The following is a 15,330-nucleotide window of genomic DNA, read 5'->3' on the forward strand; positions in this document are numbered from 1 at the left end:
TGTTTGCTGGTTTCAGGGTTGCAGCTGGCGGATGCGCGCAGCGCTGTCGGCGGCGGTCCATTCCGTGCCGTCCAGTTCGGGCTCGGCATAGGCCTTGAGCTTGTCGAAGTGCTGCTCGATATCGTTCAGATAGAACAGCGAGGCCAGACCTTGCGCGAGTTTGCGCGCTCCGTCACTGATGGCGGGAATATCGCCCGACACCGTGCCGTGCGAGAGCGCAGCGGGGTAGCAGAAGCAGTGGATCCGGTCGAGACCGGGTAGCTCGCCCTGGAACTCGAACAGCGGCCCCAGATCGGGCGATGCCGACAGCTCGGCATCCTCATCGGCGGCCTCGGGCGTGAAGCGGCTGTTCCACAGCTTCACGTGCGGCGCTATGTCGGCAAACTCGGGACGCAGGCTCCAGTCGATGGCAAAGCCCGTGGAGACGATGAGAAAGTCCAGCACGAACACGCCGGCCGAGGTCCGCACCTGCAGCTTGTCGCCCGCTTTTTCCACGCTCTGAACTGCGCAGCCCAGGTGGAAGAAGGCGTTGTCATGGCGCGAGACGCGCAGCGTGCTGCCGTGTGGGGGCGGCACCTGCTGGGCGTTGATGTAGTGGCGGATGCGCCATTTCCACGCATCGGGCAGCAGATACTGGCCGTGGGTCAGACCGGGCACGCCCGAGCCCTTGGACTTGTTGATCAGCGGCAGCTGCGGGCGGCGGATCAGCATGTCCACGCTGGCTGCGCCGTTTTCGAGAGCCGTCGCTGCGCTGTCCATGGCCGAGGCGCCGGCACCGACCACGCCCACATGCTTGCCGGCCAGCGTGGCGTAGTCCATTGCGTCGGAGGAATGGGCCCAGAACTTCCTGTCCACGCCCCGCATGAAGGCGGGAACCGTTGCGCCGCCCAGACCGTCACGGCCCGTGGCCAGCACCAGGCGGCGGGTTTGCCAGGTGGCGATCACGCCATTGGCCTTGACATCGACTTCCACCACGCCATCGGCCTGCGGGCGCACGGCAACGACTTCATGGCCGTTGCGCACATCAGCGTTGGTCACGCGGCGGTACCAGCGCAGATAGTCCATCCACTGCAGGCGCGGGATCTTGTCCAGCGCCGTCCAGGCATCCGGACCGAACTGGGCGATGAACCAGGCGCGGAAGGACAGGGCTGCAATTCCCATGGCGGGGCCGGTCAGCTCCTTGGGCGAGCGCAGGGTTTCCATGCGCGCCGTGGTGGCCCACGGGCCTTCGAAGTCCGGCGCGGACCTGTCCAGCAGCACAGGCTTGATGCCGACCTGCTGCAGCGCCATGCTGAGCGCGAGACCGGCCTGGCCGGCGCCGATGACGAGCACCTCATGCACCGGCAGTTCCTTGCGCGTGGAAGGGGGAATCCAGGCCTTGGCAGGCCAGCCCAGAGTGACGAAGTCGTCACGCAGGCGTTCTTCCAGCGTTGCCAGTCCCGATGTGGCGGCTGTCGTAGAAGGTGAAATTGACATAGCTAAAACCCAAAAGCGCCTGAGGCTGGAGCCGCAGACGCATCAAACAAACACCGATAACGCAATACTGGCACGATACAAGCCAGGGCTCCGAGCAAGAGCCGCCTCGCGGCGAAGGAGCCGTCCCCTCTCGATGCAACGCATCGAGAGAGGGGGAAGCCGCGCAGCGGCTCAGAGGGTGTCAATCAATACTTATCTTGGCATCCTTGACCACCTTGGCCCATTTGATGCGATCTTCATGCACGGTCTTCTTGAACTGCTCGGGTGTCTCTTCGCGGATGGCGTTGCCCTGGGAGACAAAGCGCTCGCGCACCTCGGGCTGCTTGAGCACGTCGTTGACCGCCAGGTTGAGTTTCTTGATGATCACCGGGTCCGTGCCCTTGGGCGCGAAGATGCCGAACCAGATGGAGCTGTTGAAGCCCTTGGTGCCTGGCAGGCCGCTGGCTGCAATGGTGGGCACTTCCTTGACGGCTTCCACGGGCTTGGCCGTGGTCACGCCCAGCAGGCGCACCTTGCCGGCCTTGTAGTGGCTCAGCACGGTCTGCACCTGGTTCATGATGCAGCAGGTCTCGCCGCGCAGCACCGAGGTGATGGCTTCGGGGCCGCCCTTGTAGGGCACATGCACCATGTCCAGGCCCAGACGCGAGTTGAACTCGGCAAACGCCATATGGGTGCCTGCGCCATTGCCGGTGGAGGCATAGTTGTACTTGCCGGGATGGGCCTTGACCTCGTCAACGAACTCCTTGAGGTTCTTGACGTTGATCACATTGGGATTGATGGTCAGCACATTGGCCACGTCCACCAGTGGAGCGACGGGCACGAAGTCGGCTTCCACGTCGAACGGCAGTTTCTTGTAGAGCGCGGCATTGCTGCCATGGGTGGCGGCGGTGCCGAAGTAGATGGTGTAGCCATCGGGCTTGGCACGGGCCACGAACTCGCTGCCGATATTGCCGGCGGCGCCGCTCTTGTAGTCAATGATCACGGGCTGGCCCAGGGTCTTGCCCAGCGGCTCCTGCGCCACGCGGCCGATCACATCCACTCCCGATCCTGCGTTGAAGCCCATGATCATGGTGATGGGCTGATGAGGATAGCTGGCGGCGCCCGGGTCGGCCGCCTGGCTGGCCAGGGGAAACAGGGCGGTGGCCGCTGCTGTGGCAACAAGACCGGAGATGAAACGGGGCAGCAAACGCATGATGGGACTTGTCCAGAGGAACCTTGAATGCTGTGAATTGTGTCCGTAATTTAATGATTTGCTTCTATATGCTTATGCAGCATTAAGCTCGTGGGGTTAATGCAAAAAAGCCCGTATCTCTTGCGAAACACGGGCTGAAATCCGCTGGAAAGTGATGACTCGGAGGGGCCAGCGGAGGGAGCGATCAAGGCTTAAAGCTTTAACAGGCGCTTAGCGGCGATAGGGGTTGTGGGGGTTGCGGTCATGGCGGTTGGGCACGCCGTCACCATCCCTGTCCCAGCGGCTGGCGCGGTAGTCCCAGCGGTTGCCGTGCTGCACCCAGACGGGCTGGCGGTACACATAGCCGGGGCGGTTCTGCACCCAGTGGCCGGCGCGCCAGACATGGCGGTGGCCGCGCGGCTCCCAGTAGCCAGGAGCCCAGACATAGCCACGGCGCGGAGCGGGCACGGCTTCATAGCGGACCGGGGGCGGTGCGTTGAACTGCACGTTCACATAGGCGCCCTGGCTGGCACCCGCCCAGTAAGCGCTTTGGGCCTGTGCACTACCGGCAAAGCCCAGCAAGGCGAGTGCGCCTGCGGCAGCGACGGTATGGATGGTGTTGCGGATTGTCAGCATATACGCCTCCTTCATGGGTAGCGGGTTGCCGGTGGTTCAGGCATCCCTTGGGCTCCATGTTGGAAGGCCAGCGTCAACCGTGGGTTGCCGCTGTGCGAAGTCTTGCAATCTTGTGTGTCTGCTTGGTGAAGAATGTATATAACAGGCGGATGATGCAGATGCAGCAAGCGCATTTAGCTACATATTTGGGAGTGATGGTCTACCGGCGCAAGGCCGCAAAGGCGGGCAGCTCCCATTTGCGCATGCCCAGCACCAGGGTGTAGCCCTCGATCTTGTTGGGCCCCAGGCGCTGATCCTGCAGATGCTGCTGCGAAAAGTCCTGACCGATGCGCTGGATGCGCTCCACGAAGCTGGGCGCCAGGCTGGGGGCGATGGAGCCATGCACCAGCAGCATGGTCTCGTCCTCGCCGGCAAAAGTGCCGCCAAAGTAGTCCAGCACGGCGTTCTCGCGGAAGAAGTCCATCACCGGGCCGTTGGTCTGCCAGCGGAAGGTCTTGGCCAAGCGCAGCTTGTAGCGGTTGCCGGGACGCAGCTCGATGATGCCGATGCGGTCCAGCTGTGCCAGATAGCCGATGCCCTCGGGCTCGCTGATGCGGTAGGTGGCGACGATCTGCTCCAGCGTCCACAGGCTGAGCACGCAGATGGCCGTGAGCAGCAGCTTGCGGTCGGCAACCACGGCAATCTCCTGCTCGCGCGTGATCTGCTGCAGCAGAGGCCGGCTGTCGGCCACATTGCGCGCCAGATCGGCAAAGTCCAGGTGCAGGGCGCGGCAGATCTCGTCGATGCGCGACAGCGGCATGTCGCCCTTGGCCAGCATGCGCTTGACGCTGGATTCGGCCATGCCTATGGACTGGGCCAGGTCGGCATAGGTCATCTGCGCGGCCTTGAGTTCTTTCTTGATGGCGGTGACGAGGTCGGCGGTCGTGCTCATGGTATCGGTTGGTAGTACTGGCAGTGCAGCGATATGGCGCAAGTTTAGAAGATCGATGCCGCTGCTTGGGCTGATTTCCATACTGCGCAGCAATCACACAAGGAAGCGCCATGCAACTGCATACCTCATCGATCACGAACGTGGAAATGACGAGCCCCGAGACCTCGGGCACGCTGGAGCAGCGCTTTGCCTTGTTCGGGGGCATGGCCTTGCTGTTCACGCTGGCGCTGCTGATGCCCGGCATGGCCCAGCCCGAGCACTATCACGCCTTTGCCGACCGGCGCGGCTGGCTGGGTCTGCCGCATGCGGCCGATGTGCTGAGCAATCTGGGGTTTGTGCTGGCCGGACTGGCGGGCGGGCATGCGCTGCGGCGTGCCGACTATCAGAAGCTCAATGGTACGGCGCGTGCCCTGTGCGCCCTGTTCTTTGCGGGCCTGCTGTGCTCGGGGGCGGGCTCGGCCTGGTATCACTGGGCGCCGCAGGATTCGAGTCTGGTCTGGGACCGGCTGGGCATGAGCCTGGCTTTCGCCGGCTTGCTGGGTCTGGCGGTGCAGACGCGCATTGACGACATCAGCGCCCGCATCACTGCCGGGGTATTGCTGGTGGCGGCACCCGCCAGCGTGGCGGTCTGGGCGCAGACCAGCAATGTGCTGCCCTGGGTGCTGGTGCAGGGCGGCGGCATGCTCGTTCTCCTGTGGCTGGCCTTTGTGGCGCCGCGTCGTCACGCGCTGCCCGTGGAGCTGGGCTGGGTGATCGGTCTGTACCTCGTGGCCAAGCTGCTGGAGCTGTCGGATGGCGATGTGTTCGATGTGACCGCGCACGCAATCTCCGGCCACAGCCTCAAGCACTGGGTGGCCGCCGCCGCCGCGTGGCCTGTGCTGCGTGCCTTGCAGCAGTGGCGTGAATCGTAATATTCATAGCGGCTGGCGCATGTTCAACAAGCGTCAGCCGCATAAAACCTACAAAAAAATCCGGGCAAGTTGGCACAATGCCAGCAGCGCCACAGGGAGAGATCCATGAATTCCACGCCGACCGTGCATACGGCCGCCGCTGCACAGCAGCATGCCCACCCCAACCAGTTTGCCCTGCTGGGCCAGCGCCGCTTTGCGCCGTTTTTCTGGACGCAGTTTGCCGGTGCGGGCAATGACAATCTCTTCAAGTTCGCCTTCACGGTGATGGTCACCTATCAGCTCAGCGTTTCGTGGCTGCCGCCTTCCATGGCGGGTCTGGTGATCGGTGCGCTGTTCACCCTGCCTTATCTGCTGTTTTCGGCCACTTCGGGTCAGCTGACCGACAAGTGGGACAAGACCCGCATGTTCCGCCTGGTCAAGAATCTTGAAATCGGCATCATGCTGATCGCTGCCTGGGGCTTTATCCAGGCCAATGTGCCGGTGCTGTTGCTGTGCGTGTTCCTCATGGGGCTGCACTCCACGCTGTTCGGTCCCGTCAAGTTCGCCTATCTGCCCCAGGTGCTCAACGACCGCGAACTCACGGGCGGCAATGGCATGGTGGAGATGGGCACCTTTGTCGCCATCCTGCTGGGTCAGGTCGCTGGCGGCCTGCTGATCGCCGTGCCGCAGGTCGGCCATATGCAGGTCGCCATGGCCTGCGTGGCCGTCGCGGTCGTGGGCCGCATCTGCGCGCAGTTCATTCCTCACGCGCCGGCCACCGATCCGGGCCTGGTCATCAACTGGAACCCGTTCACCGAAACCTGGCGCAACCTGCAGCTGGCGCGCCAGCAGCCCGTGGTGTTCCGCTCGCTGCTGGGCATCAGCTGGATGTGGTTCTTCGGCGCGGTGTTTCTCTCGCAGTTTCCCAGCTTTGCCAAGGAGGTGCTGCATGGCGACGAGCATGTGGCATCGCTGCTGCTGGTGATCTTCTCGGTGGGCATCGGCATTGGCTCGCTGCTGTGCGAAGTGTTCAGCCGTCGCCAGGTGGAGATCGGCCTGGTGCCGCTGGGTGCGATTGGCATGAGCGTGTTTGCGATTGATCTGTTCTTCGCCACGCGCGCGCTGCCGCCGTCCGAGCTGATGGGCGTGAACGCCTTTTTTGGAGAGGCCAAGCACTGGCGTGTGATGCTGGATCTGGGCCTGCTGGCACTGTCGGCGGGCATTTACAGTGTGCCGATGTATGCGCTGATCCAGATGCGCAGCCAGCCCACGCACCGTGCGCGCATCATCGCGGCCAATAATATTTTGAACGCGCTGTTCATGATTGCCTCGGCCGTGCTGGCCGGCGCCCTGCTGGCCGCAGGTTGCAGCATTCCCCAGGTGTTTCTGATCACCGGCATCGCCAACGCCATCGTGGCGCTCTATGTGTTCCTGCTGGTGCCCGAATATCTGCTGCGCTTTGTGGCCTGGGTCATCACCCACTTTGTCTACCGCTTCAAGGTGCGTGGCGACGAGCATATTCCGCGCGATGGCGCGGCCGTGCTGGTCTGCAACCATGTGAGCTTTGTCGACGCCATCTTGCTCATGGCGGCCAGCCCGCGCCCCATTCACTTTGTGATGGATCACCGCATCTTCCAGGCGCCGGTGCTGGGCTGGTTGTTCAAGCTGGCCAAGGCGATTCCGATCGCGCCGCACAAGGAGGATCCTGCGACCTATGAAGCGGCGTTTGCTCGGGCGGCAGAGGTGCTGCGCGAGGGCAATCTGCTGGCCATCTTCCCCGAGGGCGGCATCACCTCTGACGGCCAGCTGCAGTCCTTCAAGGGCGGCATCATGAAGATTCTCGACCATGCGCGAGACGACGGCCTGCAGGTTCCCGTCATTCCCATGGCGCTGACCAATCTCTGGGGCTCCTACTTCAGCCGAATCGAGTGGCGCGGCGGCAGGAATGTGGCCATGGTCAAGCCGCTGCGCCGCGGCCTGTTCAACCGCGTGGGGCTGGAAGTGGGCGAGCCCGTGGCGGCTGCTGCGGTCACGCCGGCCCTGCTGCAGCAGAACGTGGCGGATTTGCTCCGGCGTTGAGGCCGGATGGTCAGGGCGCGAGCCGGATATCACCCAGGTAGGCAAGTCCTTCGCCATGGGTGTTGTCCGAGTCCGCCGAGACGGTGACGCCGATGATGGTGGGCATGGCCTGGGATTCGTCGCCAAAGGCCTGCCGGTAGTCGGAGGAGAGATGGCGCTGCTCCGTCACCCACTGGCCTTTGTGTGCGTCACCGCTTTGCAGCACGATGTAACGCATGCGATGCGTGAACGCGTTGTGCATGACCGTGCCCACGGGCTGCTTGTTGTCCCAGACATAGCACAGCGTCTCGGCCGGGATGTCCTCTCCGGTGCTGATTCTGCCCAGGCGCAGCTTGGCCCGTTCGCCAAAGCTCAGCTGCGACTTGTCAAAGTCGAAGGACACGCAGAGCTTGAGCGCCGCATCGTCGCCGGCCCTGGTTTTGATATCGGCCTTGTCGATCAGCTGATCCACGCGCCAGCGCCATTGCAGCTGCAGATCGGGCGCGGCAGCCTGTTGCAGGCTGTGCACCATATTGCCGTAAGCATCATGTGTGCTCACGCGCAGCACATGCCCGCCATCCTGGTCCACCACATTGAAGGCCGTCGGGTTCTTGTTTGGCAGGGTGGCAAAGTGCCAGGGCCCGCCCAGCGGGCCCGGCGGCATTTGCGAAAAAGCAGGAATGCCGCTGCCCTGTGCCAGGCCAGGGACAGCCAGGGTGGAGATGATGGTGGCGAGCGCTGCTGCAAGCCAGGTCCGCGAAGGCGAAGGTTTGCGCTGGGCAGAGGTCTGAGAGTGAAACCGCATGGATTGCCTGATGATTTTTAAAAGTTGTGGGCGCGGAAATCGGACAGCATGCATACACTGCCACCGGTTCGGGGGCAGCAGCGGACTGAAAGTATCGGGTTGAGATACTGAAAGATCTGCCAAGTGCCAATTTTGACAAAACACAGGGCCAAAGTTTCGGGTGCGTGGATGATTCGTTTGTCGCCGCATGGAAATAGCGGTTCATTTCAACAACCATCGGGAGCCATTTGTGATCAACGTCTTGACCTTTATCCGTCCTCTTCGCAACAGCCTGTGCGCCCTGGGCGCGGCCTTTGCCTTGCTGGGCGGCAGCGCAGTCCACGCCCAGAGCGAAGCCTCTCTGGTGCTGTCGGCCCTGCCTGTGGCATCGGTGGTTGCAGCGGTATCGGGTGGCGCTTCGGAGGAAGTCGTGGCAATACCCCTGTTTCTGTCGGCCGCCGGCGCATCCGTGATCGTTGAGGCCGTGGAGAGCAGTGCCACAGGCGTGACCTATGTGCTCAAGAATGTGGCCGACGGCACCTCGGCCGTGGTCAAGGTCTCTGGCCAGGCCGCTGGCGCCCTGTCGGTCGGCGTGGGCACAGTGGTGCAGACCAGCGCCACGGCAGCCGGCGTGATTCTGTCCACGGCAGGCAAGGTGCTGGCCTTTATCCCCAACGAAATCGGCAAGGCGCTGATGCACAACGAGCGTCTGTAACTCAAGAAGCTGGAGGCTCGCATGATCAAGGAACCGACAAGCGTTGTACAAGCCATGGCGCCTGCTCAACGCGCAGGCATGCCTATTCGCGGCCCTGTGGTGCTGGCGCTGGGCGCTGCGCTGATTGCCTGGGCAGGCTCGGCCCAGGCCGGCCGCAGCTGTGAGGACCGGCCGCTGACTGCCGATGTCATGGCCAAGGGGCTGAATCTGGCTGCGCGTACCGCCAAGGCGCTGGATGCCGAGTTTCAGAAGAACGGCACCCAGGTCGTGCTGCTGGCGCGGCAAGGACAGGACTTGAGCAAATACGATCTCAAGTATTCCCACTATGGCTGGGCTTACAGAACACCCGCCGGCCCCTGGCGCGTGGCGCACAAGCTCAATGAGTGCGGCACTGCATCTGGCCATATCTACCGCCAGGGCCTGGGCGAGTTCTTTCTTGACGATATGTGGCGCTACGAAGCCGCCATTCAGATCCCGACGCCGGCGGTGCAGCAGGCCTTGCTCAAGTTCCTGAGCGCTCCCACGGTGCTGCGCCTGCAAAACGAACCCTACAGCATGGTCAGCTATGTCTGGAGCAGCAAGTACCAGCAGTCGAACCAATGGGCCACCGAGACGCTGGCCGCGGCCATGGAGCCGGCGGCGATTCAGAATCGCGCACAGGCTCAGGCCTGGCTGCAGGCCAAGGGTTACGAGCCCAGCGCGCTCATCATTCGCGCGTTCTCGCGATTGGGCGGGCGCATGACGGCAGCCAATATCGCGTTTGACGATCATCCGAATGAAAAGCGATTTGCCAGCCGCATCGAGACGGTGACCGTGGACTCCGTGACCCAGTGGTTGCAGCGCACGCAACTCGCATCGGCCGTGCGCACTGTGCAATGAGCTTGAGCCTTGTTGGCTTCAAGACCTTGCTGAATATGCGCATTGCGCTACGTTTTTGGAGTAATTGAAAATGAGCAAGTCACTGCGTTTGCCCGAAAAATGGTTTCGCCGCGGCCTCTGGCTGGTGGCGCTGGTGTTTGCCTTTTTCCTGATCGGTCTGGGTGGACTGGTGGTGGGCAATCTGCCGCAGCCCGATCGCTCGTTGGAGGTGGAATCCTTTATTCCGCAGGCCGATGTACAGCGCGTGCAGGCCGAAATCGACCAGGCCCGGAAGACGGCCGGCGTGACCCAGAAGGCTTTGGACAGGGCGCAGCTCAAGTTCGATGCCGAGCGCGCGCGTTACCAGTCGGCGCGGGATACCTTTGACAACTGGGTGGCGACCCGTCGGGCGACGGAGCGCCCGGAGCAGGATGCCGAGCTGGTAGCGCGCAGCAAGGCGCTGGATGCACTCAAGCAGGCCGAAGACATGGCCCGCCAGGAGCGCGAGAAGGAGGCTCAGACCCATCTGGAAGCCAACCAGGCCGTCTCCAACGCCGAGGCTGAGATGAGCAGTCTGCGCGAGCAGGCCTATCCCCAGTATGAAGCCGCCATGCGCGCCAGCGAGCTGCGCGTGTTTCTGTTCCGTCTGGCCATCACCTTGCCCCTGCTGGGCGTGGCGGGCTGGCTGTTCGCCAAGAAGCGCAAGAGCACCTGGTGGCCTTTTGTCTGGGGCTTCATCTTTTTCGCGCTGTTTGCCTTCTTTGTCGAGCTGGTGCCCTATCTGCCTGACTACGGCGGCTATGTGCGCTACATCGTTGGCATCGTGGTGACGGTTCTGCTGGGACGCTATGCCATTCTTGCGCTCAACCGCTATCTGGAAAAGCAGAAGCTGCAGGAGTCTCTGCCCGAAGAGCAGCGCCGTGAAGAGCTGAGCTATGACGTGGCGCTGGAGCGGCTTTCCAAGAATGTATGCCCGGGCTGCGAGCGCCCGGTGGACCTCAAGAACACCGAGATCGACTTCTGCCCCCACTGCGGTATCGGCCTGTTCGATCATTGCGGCAGCTGCGATACCCGCAAGAGCGCGTTCTCACGCTTTTGCCATAGCTGCGGCACTGCGGCAGGCAAGATCTTGCCGCGCCTGGATGCGGCACCCGCAGCTGGGCCGGCATCCGGGGCGAACGAGATCGGGTGAACGCTGGCCGGGCAGTCCAGCGGCTGGACGCAGGGCTGCGGGTCGCGCTCAGCAAAGCTGTGAACTGACGCGGTCGCGCCCGGCCGCCTTGGCCTCATACAAAGCCTGGTCGGCATCCTGCAGCAGCAGATCGAGGCTTTGATGCGCTTGCAGCCGGTCGGTATGGATCAGGCCTATGCTGACCGTGGCGCTCATCAACTGGTCATCCATGGGAACGCGCAGCTCCCGGATGGCGCGGTTGATACGCTTGGCAATCTCCTGCGCTGCGGCGGCATTCACCTTGGGTAGAGCCACGGCGAATTCCTCGCCTCCCATGCGGCCCACGATGTCCTGAGCGCGCAGCACCTGGGTCAGCGTCTGGCAGAAGCTGCGCAGCAATTGGTCGCCGCCGGCATGGCCGAAGCTGTCGTTGATCTGCTTGAAATGGTCCAGATCCAGCATGAGGATGGCAAAAGGCTGGCCATCCTGGCGGCATCGCTCCAGTATTCTTTGTCCCTGCTTCAAAAAGGCGCCGCGTGCCAGCGCATCGGTCAGAAAGTCGTGGTTGACGGCATGGCTGAGCTTTTGCATCAGCTCGTTGCGGGCCATGTGCGATCCTGCCACCGCAAGCGGGCCCAGCACCAGCATGCAAAGACCCATGCGAAATGACAAAGCCTCCAGAAAATGAGCGGGTGTGAATTCAAGCGTGCCCAGCGAAATGAAAATGATGCTGCTCAGGCAAAGTGCTGCCGTGATCAGCGTCAGGCTGAAGATGCGATAGCTCAGCGCGCACCATATGAGAGCCGGCAGCGAGAACGCCAGCGAACCGGGGCCTTTGATCCAGTAGCTGATGGTTTCCAGTGCAATGACAGACAGCAAAGGCAGGACGCGGCGCATGGGGGTGGGCTCGGTCCAGTTCGGTGCAGGCTGCTTGCGTGTCGGCCAGGCCAGAACAACGGGCAAAAATGTCATGTAGTTCAGCCATTCGCTGCTCAACCACATGGAGAAAGCCTGCCAGTGCGGTGTTCCGAACACGGCCGTCACCACCGGCCCGCCGAGTATTGCCGCTGCCAGTGCGCCCATGCCGCTGCCGACAAAGAGCAGCAAGGCGGAAGACTGGCGCTGCATGAACAAGGTGGCGCGGCTTTGCCTGTGCATCAGCGCCCAGGCCGTACCGACACCCGCCATATTCGCCATGCTCAGCAGGACTGCGACATCCAGCCGGCTGCCTGTCAGCAGATCCGCAGCGATATAGCCTGCCGAGACCGCCAGGATCGAGCCAGGACGCAGCCAGCCAGGCTTGTGCAGAAGCACCCCCAGCAAGAGCGCGTTGGCCGGCCAGATCGCCGAGAAAAATCCCAGAGGACGTCCCAGGATACCGAGCAAGGCCGCCACGAACACCATGCACCCCAGGGCGAGCGCGACCGTCCATGCCTGGGGGGCGGTGGTCTGCAACGAAGGCGTTTGCTTGGGTGAGGAAGCTTCGGTCATGGAGGGAGATGCCGCGAGCGTGTCGTGTCGTGCTTTTCAGTGGTTATTGGTGGATTTCGATGTCAATCGCCAAAGATGTCGGTGGTTGCCGTCCAATGCGCTGATGTTTTAACAAAAACATACAGAAAATCGGCCTCCTATGCCGCATTGCAATGGGCAATTGACGAAATTTTTCAATTGAAGGTTTCAATGGTGAAATCGGAAACGAAAAAGCCAGAGACTGGCTCTGGCTTTTTTGTGTTCTGCTGCAGCAGATGGAGTCGAAGGCTTAGACCCCGCGTGCGCGATCGGCCTTGAAGCGGGCGCGGAACTCGGTAAACGTGCCCGCGTCGAGCGCATTGCGGATTTCCTGCATCAGGTTCAGGTAATAGTGCAGGTTGTGGATGGTGGTCAGCATGGGGCCCAGCATTTCGCCGCAGCGGTCCAGGTGGTGCAGATAGGCGCGGCTGAAGCCGTCGCGACCACCATCGTCCCAGCTCACGCCGCTCTTGCCGGCACAGGCATGGCAGGTGCAGGTGGTGTCTATGGGCTGGTGATCCACCTTGTGACGGGCGTTGCGGATCTTCAGATCGCCGTAGCGCGTGAAGATGGTGCCGTTGCGTGCATTGCGGGTAGGCATCACGCAGTCAAACATGTCCACGCCGTCGGCAACGCCTTGCACCAGGTCTTCGGGCGTACCCACGCCCATCAGGTAGCGCGGCTTGTTGGCGGGCAGCAGATGCGGCGTGTGGGCCATGATCTCCAGCATCTCGTCCTTGGGCTCGCCCACGGAGACGCCGCCCACGGCATAGCCGGGGAAATCGATTTCCAGCAGACCCTGCAGCGATTCCTCGCGCAGATTGGTGTACATGCCGCCTTGCACAATGCCGAACAGGGCATTGGGGTTCTCCAGGCGCTGGAACTCCTCCTTGGAGCGCTTGGCCCAGCGACGGCTCATCTCCATGGACTTGCGTGCTTCGGCCTCGGTGGTCTTCTTGCCGTTGGTCTCGTAGGGCGTGCACTCGTCGAGCTGCATGACGATGTCCGAATTCAGAATCGTCTGGATCTGCATGCTGACCTCGGGCGACATGAACAGCTTGTCGCCATTCACGGGGCTCTGGAAATGCACGCCTTCTTCGGTGATCTTGCGCATGGCGCCCAGCGACCAGACCTGGAAGCCCCCCGAGTCGGTCAGGATGGGCTTGTCCCACTTCTCGAAGTCGTGCAGACCGCCGAAGGACTTCATGATGTCCAGGCCGGGACGCATCCACAGATGGAAGGTATTGCCCAGGATGATCTGTGCGCCCATTTCTTCGAGGCTGCGCGGCATTACGCCCTTGACGGTGCCATAGGTGCCCACGGGCATGAAGATGGGGGTCTGAACCTTGCCGTGGTTAAGCGTCAAGGTGCCACGGCGCGCGTGGCTGTTCGGGTCGGTCTTGAGAAGGTCAAACTGCAGCATAGTCCGCTATTTTCCCAGATGCTTGCAAGCACTGCTGCAATAGCCGATGCTTGGCCCAGATTCGTAACCCGTCTTTGCTGCCTGGCCCTACACTGGTGCACAAGACGAACAGGAGGTTGCCATGCTCAAGATCATGCTTGCGGTGGATGGATCGGATGTCGCGCTTGAGGCCGTACGCCACGGCATCAAGCTTTTGCGGAGCGGACTGGATGCTCACTTTGTGATAGCTCATGTGCAGAAGGAGGCATCGCTGCTGGAGCTTGCAACCACAGATTCCGACCTGATCGCCAACGCGAGCATCGAAGCCGGCATGGATCTGGTGGCACCGGCTCAGGATCTGCTCAAGGAAGCCGGAGCTTCCTACGAGGTGGAGATCAGCCTGGGCGAAGAGGCGAATACCTTGATCGATATTGCCGAGAGCAATGAATGCGATCAGATCATCATCGGCGCCACGGGCCAGAGCGGACTGGGCAGTATTCTGATCGGCTCGGTTTCACGCGAGGTGGCCAGGCACAGCCGTCTGCCGGTGACGATCGTGAAAATGCCGGAAGTCGCTGAGTTGGATGAAAGCTCCGACGAGGAAGCGGACGACTGAGGGGATGACCCTGCGCAACACGTCGCAGGGGGCGCTTGGGGGCGAAGTCAGGCCGCGCGGCGCTGCTGGCCGGATTCACGCCTTTGCCAGCTGCTGCGGCTGCCTGCGCGGTGGGCGGAAAATTTGCCATGCGGCATGCTGGCCAGACGCATCAGCATCCAGCGGCAATAGCCCTGAACGCTCAGGCATTTGTTGATTTCCTCTTCGGGCAAGGGACCGGAGACCACGATCAGCCGGTCCGCGCCCTCCCAGTCTCCTGCCATGCGCAGCCGGCGCTGCGCACCCATGGCCCAGGAGTGGATGCGAGTGGGGTGACCATGCTGGTGCACGCGGCCGGTGATGCGATCGAACGCGATGGCGACCAGCTCGGTCTTGAGGCGATAGGGGCGCTCTCCCGTGATGGCATTGAGCGCATCACGCATGTCGTAGAGGTAGTAATACCCGGACCTGAGCCGATATCGCAGATGCATTAAATCCATGAACCATGCCCCCAAAGCCTGTGTCACGCAGGACTGCGTGCAGGGCATTCTCCATGAAATTGTCACTAAGCGGTGGTTTTTCGGGCTCAGGCACCTTCTGACAAGCTCAGTACCTGTCTGAGCTTGCCCAGCTGTTTGTAGAGATCGCTGGCACTTTCGCTGTCCAGCGGTGCCAGCAACTGCTGCAGCCACTGCTCATGGGCGGTGGCCATGGCCTTGAACTGCTTTCTGCCCATGCGCGTCAGCCGAACGATCATGGCGCGTCGATCTTCTTCGTCGGCCACGCGCTCCACCCAGCCTTCGGCGACCAGCTGATCGGTCAGCCCCGTCACATTGCCTCCGGTCACCATCAGATATTCCGACAAGGTCTTCATGCGCAGCCCCTTCGGAAAGCGGCTGAGCTGGGCCAGATAGTCGAAGCGAGGCAGGGTGGTGCTGAATTCCGTGCGCAGCTGGCTGCGTATGACTTGCTCGATCTGCGTGCTGCAGGTCAGCAGGCGCAGCCACAGGCGAACGGCCTGATGGTCGGAGTCAGACAGACCAGCCTCGCGGCCAGGGGTGTCCGGCATATCGATGGAAGAGTCCAGATGGTGTTTGTCCATGGTCTACATAGTGTTTCAAGCGCCTGAGCTTG

Annotated in this window: 15 protein-coding genes; 6 read left to right on the top strand and 9 right to left on the bottom strand. The window is 62.3% G+C overall.

What is annotated here, in order from left to right:
- Positions 1–12 precede the first annotated feature (12 nt).
- The 4 genes from FSY59_RS11565 to FSY59_RS11580 all read right to left on the bottom strand — a co-directional run bounded on the left by FSY59_RS11565 (position 13) and on the right by FSY59_RS11580 (position 4,214).
- Entirely contained in the window at positions 13–1,476 is a 1,464-nt protein-coding gene (locus FSY59_RS11565) for an NAD(P)-binding domain-containing protein (protein WP_003059308.1), read from the bottom strand.
- Between the two features lie 181 nt (positions 1,477–1,657).
- Complete coding sequence (locus FSY59_RS11570; RefSeq protein WP_148728985.1) at positions 1,658–2,668, bottom strand: tripartite tricarboxylate transporter substrate binding protein; 1,011 nt, start codon at positions 2,666–2,668, stop codon at positions 1,658–1,660.
- A 210-nt stretch (positions 2,669–2,878) separates the two neighbouring features.
- Positions 2,879–3,283 carry a YXWGXW repeat-containing protein gene (locus tag FSY59_RS11575; RefSeq protein WP_003059306.1) on the bottom strand — a complete coding sequence of 135 codons (405 nt, stop codon included), beginning with the start codon at positions 3,281–3,283 and terminating at the stop codon, positions 2,879–2,881.
- A gap of 199 nt (positions 3,284–3,482) precedes the next feature.
- Complete coding sequence (locus FSY59_RS11580; protein WP_003059305.1) at positions 3,483–4,214, bottom strand: helix-turn-helix transcriptional regulator; 732 nt, start codon at positions 4,212–4,214, stop codon at positions 3,483–3,485.
- A gap of 110 nt (positions 4,215–4,324) precedes the next feature.
- Here FSY59_RS11580 and FSY59_RS11585 point away from each other — a divergent pair, with 110 nt between their 5' ends.
- Together FSY59_RS11585 and FSY59_RS11590 are read left to right on the top strand one after the other, a co-directional pair.
- Positions 4,325–5,125, top strand: a complete 801-nt coding sequence (locus tag FSY59_RS11585) for a hypothetical protein (RefSeq protein ID WP_148728986.1) — start codon at positions 4,325–4,327, stop codon at positions 5,123–5,125.
- Between the two features lie 105 nt (positions 5,126–5,230).
- The gene (locus FSY59_RS11590; RefSeq protein WP_148728987.1) at positions 5,231–7,183 is read left to right on the top strand and encodes an MFS transporter; all 1,953 of its coding nucleotides are present in this window, start codon (positions 5,231–5,233) and stop codon (positions 7,181–7,183) included.
- 10 nt (positions 7,184–7,193) lie between these two features.
- On the opposite strand, the gene FSY59_RS11595 is transcribed toward FSY59_RS11590, so the two are convergent.
- Positions 7,194–7,967 carry a DUF3047 domain-containing protein gene (locus tag FSY59_RS11595; RefSeq protein WP_003059302.1) on the bottom strand — a complete coding sequence of 258 codons (774 nt, stop codon included), beginning with the start codon at positions 7,965–7,967 and terminating at the stop codon, positions 7,194–7,196.
- Positions 7,968–8,154: 187 nt separating this feature from the next.
- On the opposite strand from FSY59_RS11595, the gene FSY59_RS11600 reads away from it, so the two are divergent.
- The 3 genes from FSY59_RS11600 (at position 8,155) to FSY59_RS11610 (ending at position 10,711) form a co-directional block, all read left to right on the top strand.
- Positions 8,155–8,661, top strand: a complete 507-nt coding sequence (locus FSY59_RS11600) for a hypothetical protein (RefSeq protein WP_003059300.1) — start codon at positions 8,155–8,157, stop codon at positions 8,659–8,661.
- Positions 8,662–8,682: 21 nt separating this feature from the next.
- Complete coding sequence (locus tag FSY59_RS11605) at positions 8,683–9,540, top strand: DUF2145 domain-containing protein (protein ID WP_003059298.1); 858 nt, start codon at positions 8,683–8,685, stop codon at positions 9,538–9,540.
- Positions 9,541–9,610: 70 nt separating this feature from the next.
- Entirely contained in the window at positions 9,611–10,711 is a 1,101-nt protein-coding gene (locus FSY59_RS11610) for a hypothetical protein (protein ID WP_003059297.1), read from the top strand.
- 48 nt (positions 10,712–10,759) lie between these two features.
- Here FSY59_RS11610 and FSY59_RS11615 read toward each other — a convergent pair whose 3' ends face one another.
- A complete protein-coding gene (locus FSY59_RS11615) occupies positions 10,760–12,181 on the bottom strand; it encodes a GGDEF domain-containing protein (protein ID WP_003059296.1) in 1,422 nt (473 codons plus the stop codon).
- Positions 12,182–12,449: 268 nt separating this feature from the next.
- Complete coding sequence (gene tgt / locus FSY59_RS11620) at positions 12,450–13,622, bottom strand: tRNA guanosine(34) transglycosylase Tgt (RefSeq protein WP_003059294.1); 1,173 nt, start codon at positions 13,620–13,622, stop codon at positions 12,450–12,452.
- A gap of 121 nt (positions 13,623–13,743) precedes the next feature.
- On the opposite strand from tgt, the gene FSY59_RS11625 reads away from it, so the two are divergent.
- Positions 13,744–14,217, top strand: a complete 474-nt coding sequence (locus FSY59_RS11625) for a universal stress protein (protein WP_003059291.1) — start codon at positions 13,744–13,746, stop codon at positions 14,215–14,217.
- A gap of 47 nt (positions 14,218–14,264) precedes the next feature.
- On the opposite strand, the gene FSY59_RS11630 is transcribed toward FSY59_RS11625, so the two are convergent.
- Both FSY59_RS11630 and FSY59_RS11635 read right to left on the bottom strand, forming a co-directional pair.
- Positions 14,265–14,687: a hypothetical protein gene (locus FSY59_RS11630; protein ID WP_050785796.1), complete on the bottom strand. Its 423-nt coding sequence runs from the start codon at positions 14,685–14,687 to the stop codon at positions 14,265–14,267.
- A gap of 95 nt (positions 14,688–14,782) precedes the next feature.
- Entirely contained in the window at positions 14,783–15,298 is a 516-nt protein-coding gene (locus tag FSY59_RS11635; RefSeq protein ID WP_003059287.1) for a MarR family winged helix-turn-helix transcriptional regulator, read from the bottom strand.
- Positions 15,299–15,330: the final 32 nt, after the last annotated feature.

Source organism: Comamonas sp. Z3, from assembly GCF_008121565.1.
GTDB classification, from domain to species: Bacteria; Pseudomonadota; Gammaproteobacteria; order Burkholderiales; family Burkholderiaceae_C; genus Comamonas; species Comamonas brasiliensis.